Genomic DNA, 17,454 nt, shown 5'->3' with positions numbered 1-17,454 from the left:
CATGGCGCGGGTGAATCATCCGGTAATCCCCCCTGAAAAAAGTACGCATCAGAAGTAGAATTTTCTCCTGACCGGATCAAGGAAATTTTGCGTGAAGACATCGCGTTTTTCAGACAGTCAAATCATGGCCATTCTCAAGCAAGCAGAGGCTGGAACCCCAGCCCCAGAGCTATGCCGTGAGCACGGCATCAGTTCGGCCACGTTCTATAAGTGGCGTACCAAATTCGGTGGCATGGACGCCTCGCTAATGGCTCGTTTACGTGAGCTGGAGGAAGAAAACCGGCGGCTTAAAAAAATGTATGCCGAAGAGCGCCTCAAAGCCGAAATCATCCAGGAAGCCATGGCAAAAAAGTGGTGATGCCATCTCGGCGACGAGAGATGGCGCAGGAGGTGGTTCGCTCAGGTCGGTGCAGTATCAAGCTGGCGTGCTTGGCCTTCAGGGTCAGCACCACGTGCTATCGCTATCAGCCGCGTTTGGCGTATGAAAACGCCGAGATTGCCGATCATTTAATCCGCCTGACACACAACCAGCGAAACTGGGGCTTCGGCTTATGCTTTCTGTACCTGCGCAACGTCAAAGGCTATCGCTGGAACCACAAGCGGGTGTACCGGATTTACCGCGAGCTGGAACTGAATCTGCGTATCAAGCCGCGCAAACGTATTGTGCGCGAGAAGCCCGAGCCGCTGGCTGTTCCTGAAGTCAGCAACCACTGCTGGTCGATGGATTTCATGCACGACCAATTGGCGGACGGACGCAGCTTTCGAGTTTTCAATCTGATCGACGACTTCAACCGCGAAGCCCTGAGTATGGAAATTGATTTTTCGCTTCCGGCTGAACGTGTGGTGCGAGCGCTGGATCAGGTCATTGAGTGGCGCGGGAAGCCACAAGTCATCCGCAGTGACAACGGCCCGGAATTCATCAGTGCCAAACTCACGGGTTGGGCTGAAAAACGGGGCATTCGTTTGGACTATATTCAGCCGGGCAACCCGCAGCAAAACGCTTACGTCGAGCGCTATAACAGCACAGTACGTTACGACTGGCTGGGGCATTACTTGTTTGGATCGATAGCGGAAGTTCAGAATTACGGCACAAGCTGGATCTGGACATACAATCACGAGCGCCCGAATATGGCCCTCGGCGGCATAACCCCTAAACAGAAATTGGCCCTGGTGGCCTGACCTCTATTTTTGACGAGTATTAAAAATGGGGGGATTACCATTCACCCTTGGGTCTTCTTTGTTGGCTGCCACTAACCCCTATTCCGCGCTCATTTCCATTACCGGACTTAAGGTGCCTAGCCACGCGACGAGGCAAATTATGACGATCGCCATTGTAAATTCCAGCGTCATGCTGCGGCGCAATGCATTAACTGCAACAGAATATTCTCCGTTGCGAACTGACTTTTCTAGTACCGGGCTTAAGTGGAAGCGGTTGAGCGCGGCTAACACGATCATTCCGGCAAAGAGCAAGGTTTTCAAAAATAGAAGTTGGCCATAAGTACTGAGCATCACTTCATCGAGGTTTGGTCCAACGATAAATAGGTAATTGACTATTCCAGTGATGCTTATGATTGCCACAATCACTCCGCCGGCCGACTCAAAGCCAGTCAATACCCGAGCAAGAATTTGTGCTTCCTGCTCGCTTTTGAGCGATTTTAAACGCAGTAGTAGGGCAAATGCCGCTAGAGCACCTAACCATCCACCGGCGGCCAAAAGATGGAAAATATCACTGATAAAATGCCAGTAGCGTCGACTGCCCTCATCCATGGCACCGTGCCCTGTCCATGCTAACGTCGCCAACGCAATCGCTCCGCATACAGTCACCATCCAGAGACTGAGTGTCGGAAATCTTTTATTCAGCGCTACGCCAATAATTGCCATAACCAAGGCAGCTATGCGGACCATCCAGGTCAGTCCGACGTCAGTCCCCATGAGGACCATTTGGAAAATATGGTGATGTAGTTCCATGAACCCCGATACACCGCTCATTGCTTTCGCAAGCAACAACATTGCTGCAAGGGATAGAGCTACACCTACAACAGAAGTACCGTAAAGAAGCGACTCAAAATTCAAGACCGTGCCCGATACTCTTTCTATTCCCCTAAGGCTGTACAAGCCGAAAATTGCCAATCCGAATAACAGCATCAGGTCTAAATAAAGAGCAAAGCGAACCACAATATTTATTGAGTCGCTCATGAATCATTTCACTTTGAATGAGAAGTTACCGGTGATCGGATGAGTGTCCGAGGAGACAGCACGCCATTCGACTTTGTAGGTGCCTGTGCTCAAAGGTGCTGCCGGTGTAATCACCATCGTTTTCGGATCACTGCCACCAGCGACGCTGGCCTTAACACCCATCGGGGAGTTCGGCATCCCAGGCATATCGGTCATGATCAGTTTTGCACCTGAAAACTGAGTAGTTAGATTTTCAGAAAAGTGCAGCTCAATTTTCGAAGGGGCCGCCGCATCCGAGCCTTCTACCGGAGTAGAAGAAAGGAGCTTTGGATGTGCTTGAGCTACTGCACTCAGAAGCAAGCCCGCAGTAAGTGCAACAGCTACGGTCGTAGTTTTAAGGAATGACATGCAAGACTCCTCACAGCAAGAGCTGTTGATTCGAGGTTTGTTTGGGAATATCTAGTTTTTTACTTTTCGACGCTTGTTAAAACCACTGGCGAATACCTAGCAGGTTCAGTGTCCTATGGCGGAACGAACAGGAGGAGCTCACAAGAATCTCCACGTCACAGCGCAAGTACACGATGCCACATGAATGTAAACTGTTCGATTACATTTCAGTCAGCTTGGGGCGGTTTTTTGGCTATTGGATGGCGCGGATAAGGGGCCTAAATACGGCCCCTCTTCGCGGCGTATCACGAGCTCTAACTCATTCAAAAAGGGGCCTTTAAGCTAATCCCATACTGCGTGGTTTAATATGTGCAGCTTGTCTCAGGCCTTTTTTTCGTCTGCACTAGGAAGCTCTATATTGAATGCCGTTTTCCCACCAGATGACGTACACCATATCTTGCCGTCATGCGCCTCGATTATCGATCGGGTGATCGATAAACCTAGCCCGGCGTTGCTTGGGCTCCCTTCTCTACGCGCAGGGTCCACTCGATAAAATCGATCGAAAAGCTTTTCAAGATGCTCAGGCGCAATGGACTCTCCAGGATTTTCCACTACGACCAATACCGACGTTCCTTTTTGTTGGATATCGACATTGATGCACTTCCCTTCAGAGGTATACCTGAGCGCATTTGATAGCAGATTAGAGATGGCTCGGTGCAGCATTAGAACATCGCCTCGGACGCTACCCCGCCCTGAAACCGTGAGGCCAATCCCTCGCTCATCAGCTAGTAGAGAGTAGTACTCCTGTAATTTCTCCACTATCTCTACTAGGTCTATCGGTTTCTTCTCGTGTGAAATCAGACCGTTGTCTGATTTTGCCAGAAAAAGCATGTCATCAATCATCCGACTCATACGCTTCAAGTCATCAAGATTTGAATACAAATTGTCTTCGTAGTCCTCAATATTTCTTTTTCTAGAAAGCACTACTTCTGTGTGGGTCATCAAATTGCTGACCGGCGTCCGTAACTCGTGAGCGATGTCCGCGGAAAAATTCGATAAACGGACAAATGCATCATCCAGCCTGGATAACATTGCGTTGAACGACAGCACCATCTGCTGAAGTTCTTTAGGAACAGATGCTAAGGGAATGCGCTCCTTAAGGGATTTAGCTGACATTGAAGCAGTGACCCGAGTGACTTGACGTATAGGCCGCAGACCGCTGCTCGCGACCATCCAACCCAAGGCAGCACTGATCAGCGCGCTGATCACCAGCCCTATCCAAAACCACCGCTCAAGTGTCTCGAAGAAAGACATATGCTGAGTCACATCAAAGATCAACATAACGGTTAATGGCCTGTCTTGCCCCGTCACGATCACTTGTGCAGTCACTCCACGGAACATTTTCTCCTGCTCCCGCCACTCCCAGACGTTGCTGTTCGGGATCGTACGAAATTCCTCTGGAACATCGATCGAGCCGGGATCAGCAAACAGTAACTTCCCGTCACCATCGATTATTATGGCAGTCAAATCACGGTGAGCACCAAGCAGCGCCTCCAGCTCAGGCTTAACATCACTGAATTGATCGATGCTATTCAATCCAGTCAAAATTCTCTGAGTAGAATGGAGCTTTTCGCTTAGTGCCTGTTGATCCAGCATCTTGAAGTGATGCTGGCTAAGGTTATTGAAGCTGAGGCCGGCAATAGTGAGCACCGCCGTTACAGCCAGCATGAACATCAGACTCATACGGCTCGTCAGAGACATTCGCTTCATTTCGACTCCGAATCAGGAGAGTCGAGCATGTAACCCATACCTCGCGAGGTATGAATCAGCTTGACCTCAAAATCATCATCGATTTTGGCTCTCAGTCGCCTGATCGCCACCTCGATAACGTTGGTATCGCTATCAAAATTCATGTCCCAAACTTGGGAAGCGATAAGCGATTTTGGCAACACCTCTCCTCGACGACGCAGCAACAGCTCAAGCAAAGCAAACTCTTTAGCTGTCAGATCTATACGTTTACCTCCACGGATGGCCCGACGCTTAAGCAGGTCCACTTCCAGATCGGCCAATTTCATATAGGTTTGCGAGGGAGCGCTGCTACCCCTACGCAGCAGCGTTCTAACGCGAGCCAAAAGCTCAGAAAAGGCGAACGGTTTGATCAGGTAATCATCTGCCCCGAGTTCAAGGCCCTTCACTCGATCTTCGACGCGGTCTCGCGCCGTGAGGAAGAGCACGGGAACATCCTTCCCGGATGCACGTACCTTCTGGAGGACTTCCCAGCCATCCAGCCCAGGCATCATGACGTCGAGAATCAGCAGGTCATAGGCTTCGCTCAAGGCGTGCTGAAGTGCCTCTTTGCCATCGGTAAACCGATCAACATTGAACCCCGCCTCGGTGAGTCCTTGCTGCAAATAGATGCCTATTTTTGGTTCGTCTTCAGCAACAAGAAGTCTCATAGGAGTGGCTCTCAAGTAATTATGAAACGGAGTCTGCAACGAAAAACACAAGCCAAGCAGCAACTGACAGAAAAGTAATATTGGCTTCAGGTATATGTCAGCGACCGCTGTCTATGGTCAAAAATGAGCATTTCCCTAATGCTCAGCCGACTCTTCAGCATGAACCGTATTTGGAGCCGGAAAACAATTCCAAAAGGAGCGGCACCATGAATCGCTTAAAAGTTCTTATTCTTGTGAGCTCGCTACTCGTCTCGTCTTCTCTATGGGCTGAAAGTGGCGGAGACCGGGTTGTAGAGCGTATGGAAAACCTGCGCAACAAGGCTGAATCTGTGCTTATACAAGCTGAAAGAGCTCCTGAAGGGCAGCGTCATGTCCACATGGCCGAGCATATGAATATGCTTGGGGAGATCATGAGTCAGCTCCATCAAGATCACCCAGACGCATCGATGTCACCTCAGCAGCACCTCGCTTGGATGGAAAAGCACGACAAAATAGTTGATGACGTTTTGAGCCAAATGCAGCGTGAGCACAAATTGATGCTTTCTGAAAACCATCAGTGACCAACCTAGTCTCATTGGGGTTTGTTAACCGCTCCGCTGAACACGGCGTTACCTGGGCGCCGTGTTTTCTTTTGAAAACTGACAGAAATGTAGTGTTCAGGTCAGTTAACTAGCAGCTCATTCCCTTTAGCATAGCCAGTGATTCCCTCTTACTCTCGAGGTCACCATGAAAGCTAAGCTCATTACCCCTGTTATTGCGGCAATCACCCTAATCTTCGGTGCTACGGCGATCGCCAGTGTTGGTCATGGTAAAGAGGACATCGGCCAGCCCGGTGTCTCTTCTAAGGTTACCCGTACGGTGGAAGTGGAGATGGGTGATGTTTTCTTCAAACCTAAAAGCATCGACGTCAAACCGGGTGAAACGGTCCGATTCGTCCTTCGCAATGAGGGTTCGCTGCTGCACGAGTTCAACATCGGCAAAGCCGCTGCTCATGCGGCACACCAAAAAGAAATGGCGAACATGTTCCAGAACGGGGCGCTAAGCCCCACCGGGGCCGGGAAAATGATGAGCGACATGGGCCATAGCATGGGAGGGATGAAGATGGTCGAAATGGAACACAACGACCCGAACAGCGTGCTGATCGAGCCAGGCGCAACCAAGGAGCTGATCTGGACCTTCAACACCACCACTGGGCTTCAATTTGCTTGCAACGTGCCGGGGCATTATCAATCAGGGATGGTCGGTCAGATTGTCCTGAAGTAGGTCGTAGTAGGCTGCAAACCACGCGTCGACGAAAGCGTTGGCGCGTGATAATCAACCGGCGTTCGATCCGCGCAGATCACGTTACCCTGGAAGAGTTGCGGGCACCATTGGAGGCCATAGTGAGGAGGCGCTGAATTAGACTGGTCGAAACTCGATCGTCAGATGGCTGACCTCGTGAACCGACTTGAGACGTTCACGAATGCTGTCGGCATTCGCAGTGGCCTCACCAAGGACGCTGACGATTGCCGCATGGGCTTGTGGCCCAATCTGCCAGACGTGCAAGTCCGTAATGGTGGCATCCCCCGGCGTCTCAACCAGTTCACGGATTTCCTCGGCAACATGCGCATCGGTCTGATCCAGCAGTACACCTGCAGTGACCCCCATCAAGGTCCATGCCCACCGCGCAATAACGATGGCACCGACGATGCCCATGACCGGGTCCAGCCACACCCAGCCGAGATAACGGCCGGCGAGCAGTGCCACAATGGCCAGAACCGAAGTCAGCGCGTCCGCGATGACGTGGACGTAGGCCGATTTCAGGTTGTTGTCGCTCCCGTGATGGGCATGGTCATGATCATCATGATCGTGCCCATGGCCCAGCAGCAGGGCGCTGGCAATGTTGACGATCAAACCGGCAATTGCGATGAGCGTAGCGGTGCCGAACTGCACGTCCGTTGGCTGGAAGAGGCGCATGACAGACTCAACGCCAATTCCCAGGGAGACCATGCCGAGAATCAACGCCGAGGCAAACCCGCCTAGGTCTCCAACCTTTCCGGTACCGAAACTGTAGCGCTGGCTGGAAGCGTGGCGTTTTGCATATCCGTAAGCGACGGCCGCGATGCCCAATGCTACGGCATGGGTTGCCATATGAAAGCCATCGGCCAGTAACGCCATTGAGCCAGTTATATAACCGGCGGTGATCTCGCCAACCATCATCACAACGGTAAGTGCCACAACCCAAAGCGTACGCTTGGCATTATCGTCGTGCGCTGAGCCAAGGAACACGTGGTCGTGGGTGTGTTTGATGTCGATACTGCTCATGAGTGATTCCTGACAGCGTTTACTTGGAGTAGCGGCGAATGGCTTCAAGAAGCTCTTCGACGCCCTTACTTCGCTCTTCTTCACTGAGAGCAGGGTTCGCGACATGCTCACGCGCATGCTCCTCGATGATTTCCTCCATCAAGCCGTTCATGGCACCGCGAGTGGCGGCAACAAGGTGCAGTGTTTTGGCGCAATCGAGATCCGATTCCAACGCTCGCTCAACCGCTTGAAGTTGTCCGGCGATACGTTTTACACGCTTGAGAAGATCATCTTTGTTTGCTGCGATATGGCCCATGGGATACCTCTCCTACCTATACGTCGCACATGATAGGCATACCCCCTATACCTATACAAGGTTCGCAGGCGTATGGGGCATTAAAAAACAGTGAGCAGGAAAGAGAGGTTCAAATCTGAGGATGAAGCAGAGGGCCTGGAGTGTTTTCTTCTGGCCGTGCTCTGCCGGCCATGGCCTAGATGCGTACTGGTCGAACTCGATGCAAATCGGGTGGTTAGATCAAATGAAAACGGTTGGTCAAGTCTGTGCTGTCATACATCAATGACACTCACAATTTGAAACAGACAATTATTGACATTGCCATAGTGTCAACCTTGATGCTGTCGGTGCGGTGTAAAGAGACCGCTCAGCACGAGAGGAATAATCATGTTCATCTTAGATGTATCAGGCATTGGTTGCGGCGGTTGCGTCAGCAAAATCACTAAAGCAATTCAGTCCTTGGACAACAAAGCTACGATTTCCGTGGATCGGTCCGCCGGAAAGGTGAGTGTTGAAAGTAGCGAAAGCTCAGAGCAAATTCGTAAAGCTGTCGAGGCGTTAGGTTTTCCTTCCCAAATCAGCACTTGAATGCTGACACCTACCCTTGGCCCATAGTCAGCGCCCCTTATGCGGATGGCTCACAAGACCCTGCGCTACTAATCTCCTCGCAGAGCTTTGAGCAAACCTTTGAATGCACCATTCAAACGAGTAAAAGCGGCATCGAAACGTATCCCATTTTCTGTGTATTTTGCGACCTCAACCTGCTGATCGACAGTATTTTGATCGATGGCAGGTTGAACCGGAGTGCTGTAAAGCAAACCGCTTCCGTAAATATCACTTGCTGAATCTTTTCCGGCAATATGTTTTACATTTGGCGTTTTCAAAGAAAACGTATTAGCAAGGTTTTCTCTATTCTGACTTGCAAGCACAGTAGAGAAGTCCATATCTCGAGCTTTGAAGTTCGGCGTATCGGCGTTTGCGATATTATTACTCAGGATTTCAGCTCTTTGACTACGATAAAATAACGCTCTTTCTGATGTGCCAAGTGCTTTCTCAAAGTTAATGCTCACACTCAATCACCCTTGATGGCTCAATTTTTTCCAAGAACAACTAATACTTTGATTTTGCCGCAGTGCATCTAGGTTCATACACGAAGCTCCGGCATAGAAATCTAAAAACGACTTCACCTTGAAAGCACCTAAACCAAATCAATTACCCACCTAAAGCTGAGGCTAAATAAACAGCCGTGCGACTCGAAAAGATCGATACTTTACGTATTGAATAGCGTATTCCTCAAGAGAAATATGCCAACCTGACACAACTGTAATATTCAGCTAAGGCTTCTGACAGGGCATGAGTTTTATAGTCCTATTGAGCCTTAAGCTCTCCCCTAAGAATCATCGTTTGATGTGGATTTAGGGATTACCAATACTCCCAGAGGACACTAAAATGAAATCCATCAAAGCTTTGTTCATCATTGCAGCCCTAACCGTCTCTTCTTTTGCTATGGCTGAAGGCGGTGGTGACCGGACGTTCGCCCGCATGGAAGTAGCTAGGAATAATTCAATGGAATCGTATCAAATAGCCCAACAACAGAGCACCCAGCCCCCGATCGCAGAAAGCAAAGTCAAAGCGATGGGCCACAAGAATTGCTGAATAGCTTACTGCGCATCAAAACTGACAGAAATGTAATCACTGTGATGGTTCAAATGTGGCAATTTCTGAGCTCGCTTGCCGTAAACACTCGTTTTTAGTGACGGCGAGCTAAGCTCATTCGGGCGCATCCCCCCGAGAGAGTTCCTTCAACCTGTTGAGCAACTCATTGGTTGTTTCGCACGGCTTCCCTTTTTCACTGATCGGACGTAAACGGCATGAATTCCAAAACCTCTAGGCGGACATTCGTTAAAGGCCTGGCCGCTGGTGGCGTTCTCGGCGGCCTTGGTCTGTGGCGCACTCCTGTATGGGCAGTGACCAGTCCTGGTCTGCCGAGCATTCTCACCGGTAACGAATTTGATCTGTTTATTGGTGAAACCCCTGTAAATATTACTGGCTCGCCGCGCACAGCCATGACCATCAATGGTTCGTTGCCCGGACCTTTGCTTCGTTGGCGCGAAGGCGAAACGGTCACACTGCGTGTGAAAAACCGCCTAGACCAAGACACGTCGATTCATTGGCACGGGATCATTCTGCCCGCCAATATGGACGGTGTACCGGGGTTGAGTTTCCATGGCATCGCGCCCGACGGGATGTACGAGTACAAATTCAATGTGCATCAAAACGGCACATACTGGTACCACAGCCATTCAGGCTTGCAGGAACAGGCAGGCGTATACGGTCCAATTGTCATCGACTCTAAAGAGCCTGAACCTTTTCAATACGATCGCGACTATGTGGTGATGTTGACTGACTGGACCGATGAAGATCCTAGTCGTGTCATGGCCAAGCTCAAGAAGCAATCGGACTACTACAACCACCACAAACGTACCGTGGGCGACTTTATCGGCGACGTCAGCAAGCAAGGTTGGTCTGCTGCTGTGGCCGACCGCAAGATGTGGGCTGAAATGAAAATGAACCCCACTGATCTCGCAGACGTCAGTGGGGATACTTACACCTATCTCATGAATGGCCAAGCGCCTAACGGTAACTGGACCGGTATTTTCAAGCCGGGCGAGAAGCTGCGCCTGCGCTTTATCAACGGTTCAGCTATGAGCTATTTCGACGTTCGCATCCCTGGTTTGAAAATGACCGTTGTGGCGGCTGACGGTCAACATGTCAAACCAGTCAGCGTCGATGAATTCCGCATCGCCGTGGCAGAAACGTATGACGTGATCGTAGAACCTACCAGCGAAGAGGCTTACACCATCTTTGCCCAGTCCATGGATAGAACCGGTTATGCACGTGGAACCTTGGCAGTTCGAGAAGGTTTGAAAGCACAGGTACCTGCGATCGATCCTCGGCCGCTTTTGACCATGGATGACATGGGTATGGGCGGTATGGAGGGCATGGACCATGGCGGCATGGCTGGTATGGGCGGCGATATGAAGCAAGGTGAAATGTCAGGCATGGCTGGCATGGATCACAGCAAGATGACGGGGATGAACCAAAGCGACATGACCGGCATGGACAGCGGTGACATGTCTAACATGGCCGGCATGGATCACAGCAAGATGGCGGGAATGGACAAAGGCGACACGTCCAATATGGCCGGCATGGACCACAGCCAGATGGCTGGGATGAGCGATATGAGTGGCGAAATGCAGGCCCATCCAGCATCCGAAACCAACAACCCCTTGGTTGATATGCAAGCCATGAGCCCTACGCCAAAGCTAAACGACCCTGGCATAGGTTTGCGGAATAATGGTCGTCGAGTCCTCACCTACTCTGATTTGAGAAGCACTTTCCAAGACCCTGACGGCCGCGAGCCCAATCGCACTATTGAACTTCATCTGACCGGTCACATGGAGAAGTTTTCGTGGTCCTTCAACGGAATCAAATTTTCAGACGCAGAGCCGCTTCGTCTGAAGTATGGGGAGCGTCTTCGGATCACCCTGGTGAATGACACCATGATGACCCATCCCATCCACCTTCACGGCATGTGGAGCGACCTTGAAGACGAAAATGGCAAGTTCATGGTGCGCAAGCACACAATTGACATGCCACCAGGTACTAAGCGCAGTTATCGAGTCACCGCTGATGCCTTAGGTCGCTGGGCCTATCACTGCCACCTACTTTTCCATATGGAAATGGGCATGTTCCGTGAAGTACGGGTTGATGAGTAAAGGAGACGATCTGTGAGCACATACGTAAATCGTAATAAATCGCTGGTGGGTTGCCTCTTTGCCGTTGGTCTGATGGGCGGACTCTCTTCTGTGGTGATGGCAGGAGAAGATAGTAGTGATCATTCATCTACTGCGAAAGCAACTAACAAACCTGCAACTACGGCAAACGAAACTAAGCCCGATCACGGTTCAATGGACCACAGCAAGATGGGGTCTATGGATCACAGTAAGATGAGCATGGACGACGGGGAAATGGAAGGTATGGAAAGCATGAATGGAGGGGCGACCGCCACGAGTCGAACCCCGATCCCTGTACTTACCGACGCTGACCGTGCAGCCGCCTTTCCAGATGTGGCAGGTCATGGTGTCCACGACAAACAACTCAACTCCTTCATGCTGCTGGATAAGTTTGAGTACCAGGATGCTGATAACGGTAGTGCACTGGCCTGGGATGCGAAAGGATGGATCGGCGGTGACGTTGACCGATTGTGGTTGCGCTCGGAAGGCGAACGTACCAATGGTGTAACGGAAAGCGCTGAACTCTCCGCACTTTGGGGACACGCCATCGGTCCGTGGTGGGATGTCGTCACCGGCGTACGGCAAGACTTCAAGCCCGGGTCGCCACAAACTTGGGGAGCGCTCGGTATACAGGGCATGGCCCTGTATAACTTTGAAGCCGAAGCCACTGCCTACATCGGTGAGAACGGTCAGACCGCTGCTCGATTTGAGGGCGACTACGACATTCTGCTGACCAATCGCCTGATCTTGCAGCCTACAGCCGAAGTAAATTTATACGGGAAAAATGATCCTCAGCGTGGCATTGGGTCTGGATTGGCTAACACCGAAGTAGGGTTGCGATTGCGTTACGAGATTGTTCGCCAATTTGCCCCCTACATTGGAGTTAGCTGGAACCGCTCCTACGGCAAGACGGCCGACCTGGCGAGCGATGAAGGAGAAAGGACCAGCGAGGCTCGATTTGTTGCCGGTATTCGGATGTGGTTCTGAGTGCATAGCATGAAAAAACATTGACCTCTGCTGGTGTGGTCGCCGCAATAGTAGCTGCCGGTAAGGTGCTCCCTCTGGATATCTTCATGCAGATGCAGCCGAAGAGGTAACTGAAGCAGAGGACCATCATGGCGAGAGACCGCGACTACGGTGAGGTAGCAGCACCTTCTCAGGATGAAAGTACCCAACATACCCATCCTTAGGGCGGTGAGGCTTCACATGACGCGTCTTCAACTCCGACCGCTTAGCCAAAAAATCATACCCATGCTGATGGGAAGGAACATACCCATGCGAAATAACATTTTTCGTCCTGGTCGGGCACTGCGCCTCGCTGCACTCTCGGTTCTGTTTATCAGTTCCGCAGGTCATGCCACAGAATTGCTGACGATCAACGTCCATCGTGACGCTAACTGTGGATGCTGCAAGAAGTGGATGGAGCACCTTGAAGCCACCGGTTTCACCGTCGTTGATCATGTAGAAACCAACATGAGCAGAGTCAAGAAAGACTTGGGTGTTATTCCGCGTCTCTCGTCATGCCACACCGCTATGGTCAACGGAAAATTTGTTGAAGGCCATGTACCTGCCGAGCAAATAGTTGCTTTGATCAAACGCGACGACCTTATCGGGATTGCTGTACCTGGCATGCCGACAGGGTCGCCTGGTATGGAGGTCGGTGGAAAGCAGGATGCTTATCAGGTCATTGGCCTGAGCAAAACAGGTATTAACCAAGTGATTGCCGAATACCCGGCAAACTAGTTTTCAAACTTTCCTTAATTCTTGCGTGGTCACTGCCCTTGATCATGCAAGTGACGGAGTGCTTACTCTAATGAGCTATCAAAATTGAGATGGACTCCGCACTGGCTATAACCATCTACCTGTAGGTTGGCAAAAAGCTATGGAGCATTTGTAGTCGTATGGGTGACACACCATAAAAAAGGCGCCACTAGGGCGCCTAAACCATCTCCACAACCAAAGGAGAAACACAGAGATGGGGTGTATCTGGTAAGCGAACATTTGTTGCTAGCTAGCATTTGTTAATAGAGTGGCAGTAGTTACTCAGCAATAAATCGAACCTAATCCAAATAAGAATCGAAAATGTCAGCACTCGTCGTTACTTGGCAACCATTAAACACATGCGCTCCAGAGAACCTACCATGGCTACCTTAGTCTATCCTCCGCGTGGGCAGTTAGTACCCATAACCCTGTACTCTACAGTGTTGAGCTTGCCAGCCGAATCTTCAAAGGTCATACGCGAAGGCGCTACAGCACAGTCTATATTGGCTTGCGTCATACTGACGATCTTATGAATATCTAGGTCCATACCATATTTATAATGAACAATTTCAGGGTTAGACTTCCCGTTTTTCAAGGCGTACTGCTCCATCGCCTGTTGGTTTTCTTGCATCATCCGACCGTAAACGCGATCACCACCTCCTTCAGCTATTGCCAAAGACGACAAGGCCAATATTGAAATGGTAAAAAATGCTTTAAATACTTTCATGACTGTCTCCTAGTGCTCACTTACTTCTGACTAGAGGATAACGAATCATACCTTTCAGAAAGCTGCCGCGAATATTACTTATGTGTCAGGCATTGTGAGTCCAGCTTCTAGCTTGCAAGGAGCTTGAAAATCCGGGGCGATTCAGTTCATTTAAGGAAAATGCCGCTTACCCCAAATAGGAAAGCGGCATTTTTTCGGTTTCACAGAAAAACCGAAACTGTCTACCGATCAAGCAGCCCCCCTATCCATTTTTCTGAGGAATCAACATGTCTAAAATCGTACGTTTTCAACGTATTGGCGGGCCATAAGTGCTTCAAATCGATGACATCGATGACATCGATGTTCGAGAGCCTAGAGCAGGCGAAGTCCGCATCCAGGTAAAAGCGCTGGGGTTAAATCGCGCCGAAGCCATGTATCGCTTGGGGCAATACACCTTCATTCCTGAGCTGCCCACTACCTTAGGCTATGAAGCGGCCGGCACAATTGAGAGCATCGGTGAGGGGATCACCGATTACGCACCTGGCGATGAGGTCAATGTGATTCCGGCTTTCTCGTTTGCCGACTTCGGTTTGTATGGTGAGTTGGTTGTCGCGCCTGTTCATGCACTGGTTCGTCAACCTGAGGGGATGACATCCGTGGAAGCCGCAGGCACATGGATGCAATTCGTCACTGCTTATGGAGCGCTGATTGATATCGGCAATCTGCAGAAAGGCGAGACGGTTTTGATTCGCGCGGCATCGAGCAGTGTCGGCCTGGCAGCTATCCAGATTGCGAACCTGGTAGGAGCACTACCTGTAGCACTCACTCGTACCAGCGATAAGCGTCAAGCATTGCTCGATGCAGGCGCAGCTCACGTGATAGCGACCCAAGAACAGGATCTTGTGGAAGAGGTCAATCGCATTACTGGCGGTAAAGGTGCCCGCGTGGCCTTCGATCCAGTCGGCGGACCTGAGGTAGCCAATATTCTCCGAGCTCTATGCTACCTCGGCACCTTCTTCCAGTACGGCACCCTTGATACCGCAGACATGAGCATTCCGGTCATGGAAGTGCTAGGAAAGAATCTGACGATTCGGGGTTATCAGTTGTTCGAGATTACTCAGGATCCTGAGCGCTTAGAATGTGCCAAAACCTTCATTTCAAGAGGGCTTGAAAACGGAGCATTGCGGCCCTTGATAGCCAAAACTTTTCCACTCGATCAAATCGTGGAGGCCCACAGATACATGGAGTCCAATACTCAGATAGGCAAAATCGTCGTTGATATTTGATCGCGCGTTAGCTTAACTGGACGCAAAAAAAGCCCGCTATGCGGGCTTTTCAGCAGCTATAAACTGACAACCACACCCTTATGCGAAGCAACCTACAACTGAGATAAAAGGCAAGATATACGTTATCACCACTTTTAGACCGGGAAGGGCAGATGACCGATTTCGAGCCAATGCGGGACTTTTTTCATCCGCGCCAAGCCAAAATCCTGACTGATCGTTCAGCAGGTGTCCGTCTGGTGACGGTGCGAGAGGAAGCCATTCGCGACTGTTTCGCTTTTCCCGGGACCGAGTATGACGCCGGCATCGAGATCGATGGCCAACACGTGGGAAGGATCAGCTACGGGATTAATCCGCTCAACGATCGGGTTTACATCTACGAACTTAAAATTGAACGTCAACACCAGTTAACCGGCACTGGAATTTCCGTGCTGTGGTTGCTGTGGTGCAAGTACCAAATCCCTTTGGTACCTATGAGCGAATTCGGAACATCCAAAAGATTCTGGAGCAAGGCTCGCGAGCGTTTAGCGGCGGCGGGATCTGAGCTTAAATATGAAATTCGTTCTTGTGAACAGTCTGAAGAGCAACAGCGCTGGAAACATCTAATCCCCGAGACGCCTCATGAGCGGCGTATCCGCGACATGAAGGCATCGCCGGAATGGCCCGAGATCGAGGCTGGTTTTAAAGCCAGGCAGCGGTTATGAGCCAGCTCGTCAATTCGGGCGGCGCCGGTGAGCGTCGACTGACGTCCGCAGAGTTCCAGCAATTAGCCGCGGTGCCGGCAGCCGTGGAGTGGTTCGCCAATATCGACAACCCACGCACCCGACGCGCTTATCAGAACGACCTGGAAGACTTCTGCAGTTTTGTAGGACTGACGGCTGCAGATGAGTTCCGTGCCGTGACCCGAGCACACGTGCTGGCTTGGCGCGCCCAGCTCGAAACCCGGGGCCTGGCCGGAGCGACGATCCGTCGTAAACTGGCGGCGCTGGCCAGCCTGTTTGATCACTTACTCGAAAACAACGCTGTCGCCGGGGGCAACCCGGTGCACGGGGTCAAGCGGCCCAAGATCGAGACCAACGAAGGGAAAACACCGGCACTCGGGGACGACCAGGCTAAATTGCTGCTGGACGCTCCTGATACTGAAACGGTCAAGGGGCTGCGAGATCGGGCGATCCTAGCCGTGTTGCTGTACCACGGGCTGCGACGGGAAGAGGCCGCGAGGCTGACCATGAGCGACCTGCTTGAGCGCCGAGGAATAAAGCATCTTCGGGTGCATGGGAAAGGGGGCAAGATCCGCTTTTTACCATTGCACCCAGTCGCCGCAGAACGGATCTATGCGTACCTGGAGCGCGATAGCGGACGTGCCCCATCACCGGGTCCACTGTTTCGCTCGATTCGGGGAAAAACCACCGGCGCCGGTGTCACCGCGAACGGGCTATACACCGTGGTCGCCCACTGGGCTCAGGCAGCAGGGATCGAGGTAGACGGCTTAGGTGTGCATGGGCTGCGGGCAACCGCTGCGACCAATGCGTTGGAGCATGACGCAGACATCGCCAAAGTCCAGATGTGGCTGGGACACGCCAATATCAGCACAACACGCTTGTATGATCGGCGCGGACAGCGGCCAGAAGACTCCCCAACGTACAAGGTTAAGTATTGAATAAATATAAACACCGGCTATCCTGCCCAGCGTTTGACGGCTGGGCTACTTCTCTCCTTACTGTTCTCGTGATCGAGCTTTTGTTTTCTTCTCGAAATACACACTTATTAACGCTACATACAAGAAGGTAAGAACAACCCACACGCCCCCGTGCCATTGGCGAGGATCTGGAGCTGTATAAAGCGCAAAAAAGCCGTAAAGCAGTGCAGTGATAGCAGCCAGGTTGCGGAACAAGCTCGCCGTGCTCATGGTTGTGGGCTCTTTTCCGTCAGACTTCTGTAGGCCAGCTACTGTCCCGATCCTCGATCAGCATGAAACCAATCCCGCTGACCAGTTGACTGACCACACGCCCGGCGATCACCTTCCCGTCCGGCAACTGTAGGCGGGCCGAGGTAGGTCCCTTGGCGAGATCCAAGCTAAGGCCAGAACCAACGCCGACCTTAACCTCCCAACTCAATCCAGGGTGGTTAACCTCTAGCTCAACTTCAACTCCAACCCGTTCTGCAATGCGGGTCAGTCCAGGCACTTCGCCGTAGCGCAGCATCAGATCAACGGGCCCGTTATACGAGAACACATTCATGCAGTCAGTCCTTCAATGGATTGGACGCCAAAGGGGAATCCTTCTACTGCTTAGCCCAACGTTTGACGGCT

20 protein-coding genes are annotated in these 17,454 nt (G+C 51.3%); 11 read left to right on the top strand and 9 right to left on the bottom strand.

The window, feature by feature from the left end:
* Positions 1-91 precede the first annotated feature (91 nt).
* Positions 92-1,179, top strand: a protein-coding gene (locus RGV06_RS25435; protein WP_085985548.1) for an IS3 family transposase whose coding sequence is annotated in 2 segments (ribosomal slippage) — positions 92-344 and positions 344-1,179 — 1,089 coding nt in all. Because the reading frame shifts where the segments join, the coding sequence is not laid out codon by codon here.
* 78 nt (positions 1,180-1,257) lie between these two features.
* On the opposite strand, the gene copD is transcribed toward RGV06_RS25435, so the two are convergent.
* The 4 genes from copD to RGV06_RS25415 form a co-directional block, all read right to left on the bottom strand.
* Complete coding sequence (gene copD, locus RGV06_RS25430; protein ID WP_010655510.1) at positions 1,258-2,196, bottom strand: copper homeostasis membrane protein CopD; 939 nt, start codon at positions 2,194-2,196, stop codon at positions 1,258-1,260.
* A 3-nt stretch (positions 2,197-2,199) separates the two neighbouring features.
* Positions 2,200-2,583 carry a copper homeostasis periplasmic binding protein CopC gene (copC, locus tag RGV06_RS25425; protein WP_010655511.1) on the bottom strand — a complete coding sequence of 128 codons (384 nt, stop codon included), beginning with the start codon at positions 2,581-2,583 and terminating at the stop codon, positions 2,200-2,202.
* A gap of 360 nt (positions 2,584-2,943) precedes the next feature.
* Entirely contained in the window at positions 2,944-4,332 is a 1,389-nt protein-coding gene (locus tag RGV06_RS25420; RefSeq protein ID WP_010655512.1) for a heavy metal sensor histidine kinase, read from the bottom strand.
* The gene (locus RGV06_RS25415) at positions 4,329-5,018 is read right to left on the bottom strand and encodes a heavy metal response regulator transcription factor (RefSeq protein ID WP_010655513.1); all 690 of its coding nucleotides are present in this window, start codon (positions 5,016-5,018) and stop codon (positions 4,329-4,331) included. Before RGV06_RS25415 ends, RGV06_RS25420 begins: the two co-directional genes overlap by 4 nt.
* 206 nt (positions 5,019-5,224) lie before the next feature.
* Here RGV06_RS25415 and RGV06_RS25410 point away from each other — a divergent pair, with 206 nt between their 5' ends.
* Together RGV06_RS25410 and RGV06_RS25405 are read left to right on the top strand one after the other, a co-directional pair.
* A complete protein-coding gene (locus RGV06_RS25410; protein WP_010655514.1) occupies positions 5,225-5,578 on the top strand; it encodes a co-regulatory protein PtrA N-terminal domain-containing protein in 354 nt (117 codons plus the stop codon).
* A 166-nt stretch (positions 5,579-5,744) separates the two neighbouring features.
* Entirely contained in the window at positions 5,745-6,281 is a 537-nt protein-coding gene (locus RGV06_RS25405) for a cupredoxin domain-containing protein (RefSeq protein ID WP_010655515.1), read from the top strand.
* A 135-nt stretch (positions 6,282-6,416) separates the two neighbouring features.
* Here RGV06_RS25405 and dmeF read toward each other — a convergent pair whose 3' ends face one another.
* Together dmeF and RGV06_RS25395 are read right to left on the bottom strand one after the other, a co-directional pair.
* Complete coding sequence (gene dmeF, locus RGV06_RS25400; RefSeq protein ID WP_010655516.1) at positions 6,417-7,322, bottom strand: CDF family Co(II)/Ni(II) efflux transporter DmeF; 906 nt, start codon at positions 7,320-7,322, stop codon at positions 6,417-6,419.
* Positions 7,323-7,341: 19 nt separating this feature from the next.
* Complete coding sequence (locus RGV06_RS25395; protein WP_010655517.1) at positions 7,342-7,617, bottom strand: metal/formaldehyde-sensitive transcriptional repressor; 276 nt, start codon at positions 7,615-7,617, stop codon at positions 7,342-7,344.
* A gap of 366 nt (positions 7,618-7,983) precedes the next feature.
* On the opposite strand from RGV06_RS25395, the gene RGV06_RS25390 reads away from it, so the two are divergent.
* Positions 7,984-8,184, top strand: coding sequence for a heavy-metal-associated domain-containing protein (locus tag RGV06_RS25390; protein ID WP_010655518.1), 201 nt, complete (start codon positions 7,984-7,986; stop codon positions 8,182-8,184).
* Between the two features lie 68 nt (positions 8,185-8,252).
* Here RGV06_RS25390 and flgB read toward each other — a convergent pair whose 3' ends face one another.
* Entirely contained in the window at positions 8,253-8,666 is a 414-nt protein-coding gene (gene flgB / locus RGV06_RS25385) for a flagellar basal body rod protein FlgB (protein WP_019824148.1), read from the bottom strand.
* Between the two features lie 379 nt (positions 8,667-9,045).
* On the opposite strand from flgB, the gene RGV06_RS25380 reads away from it, so the two are divergent.
* The 4 genes from RGV06_RS25380 (at position 9,046) to RGV06_RS25365 (ending at position 13,136) form a co-directional block, all read left to right on the top strand.
* Positions 9,046-9,252 (top strand): co-regulatory protein PtrA N-terminal domain-containing protein, encoded by a 207-nt coding sequence (locus RGV06_RS25380; protein ID WP_010655520.1) that lies wholly within the window; start codon positions 9,046-9,048, stop codon positions 9,250-9,252.
* Between the two features lie 215 nt (positions 9,253-9,467).
* Entirely contained in the window at positions 9,468-11,375 is a 1,908-nt protein-coding gene (locus RGV06_RS25375) for a copper resistance system multicopper oxidase (RefSeq protein WP_010655521.1), read from the top strand.
* A 72-nt stretch (positions 11,376-11,447) separates the two neighbouring features.
* On the top strand, positions 11,448-12,380 hold the full coding sequence (locus RGV06_RS25370; protein WP_073514879.1) for a copper resistance protein B: 933 nt from the start codon (positions 11,448-11,450) through the stop codon (positions 12,378-12,380).
* A gap of 288 nt (positions 12,381-12,668) precedes the next feature.
* Positions 12,669-13,136, top strand: coding sequence for a DUF411 domain-containing protein (locus RGV06_RS25365; RefSeq protein WP_010655523.1), 468 nt, complete (start codon positions 12,669-12,671; stop codon positions 13,134-13,136).
* Positions 13,137-13,548: 412 nt separating this feature from the next.
* Here the strand turns inward: RGV06_RS25365 and RGV06_RS25360 are convergent, their stop codons facing one another.
* A complete protein-coding gene (locus RGV06_RS25360) occupies positions 13,549-13,881 on the bottom strand; it encodes a DUF2790 domain-containing protein (protein ID WP_010655524.1) in 333 nt (110 codons plus the stop codon).
* A 308-nt stretch (positions 13,882-14,189) separates the two neighbouring features.
* On the opposite strand from RGV06_RS25360, the gene RGV06_RS25355 reads away from it, so the two are divergent.
* The 3 genes from RGV06_RS25355 (at position 14,190) to RGV06_RS25345 (ending at position 16,803) form a co-directional block, all read left to right on the top strand.
* The gene (locus RGV06_RS25355; RefSeq protein WP_322152059.1) at positions 14,190-15,146 is read left to right on the top strand and encodes a zinc-dependent alcohol dehydrogenase family protein; all 957 of its coding nucleotides are present in this window, start codon (positions 14,190-14,192) and stop codon (positions 15,144-15,146) included.
* Positions 15,147-15,298: 152 nt separating this feature from the next.
* On the top strand, positions 15,299-15,847 hold the full coding sequence (locus RGV06_RS25350) for an N-acetyltransferase (RefSeq protein WP_322152057.1): 549 nt from the start codon (positions 15,299-15,301) through the stop codon (positions 15,845-15,847).
* Positions 15,844-16,803, top strand: coding sequence for a tyrosine-type recombinase/integrase (locus RGV06_RS25345; protein WP_322152055.1), 960 nt, complete (start codon positions 15,844-15,846; stop codon positions 16,801-16,803). Before RGV06_RS25350 ends, RGV06_RS25345 begins: the two co-directional genes overlap by 4 nt.
* A 268-nt stretch (positions 16,804-17,071) precedes the next feature.
* Here RGV06_RS25345 and RGV06_RS25340 read toward each other — a convergent pair whose 3' ends face one another.
* The gene (locus RGV06_RS25340) at positions 17,072-17,383 is read right to left on the bottom strand and encodes a hypothetical protein (RefSeq protein WP_322152053.1); all 312 of its coding nucleotides are present in this window, start codon (positions 17,381-17,383) and stop codon (positions 17,072-17,074) included.
* Positions 17,384-17,454: the final 71 nt, after the last annotated feature.

Origin of the sequence: Pseudomonas sp. CCI3.1 (assembly GCF_034313985.1) — a bacterium.
GTDB classification, from domain to species: domain Bacteria; phylum Pseudomonadota; class Gammaproteobacteria; order Pseudomonadales; family Pseudomonadaceae; genus Aquipseudomonas; species Aquipseudomonas psychrophila.
Note: the sequence above shows the minus strand (reverse complement) of the source record. Positions and strands in the feature narration are given on the sequence as shown.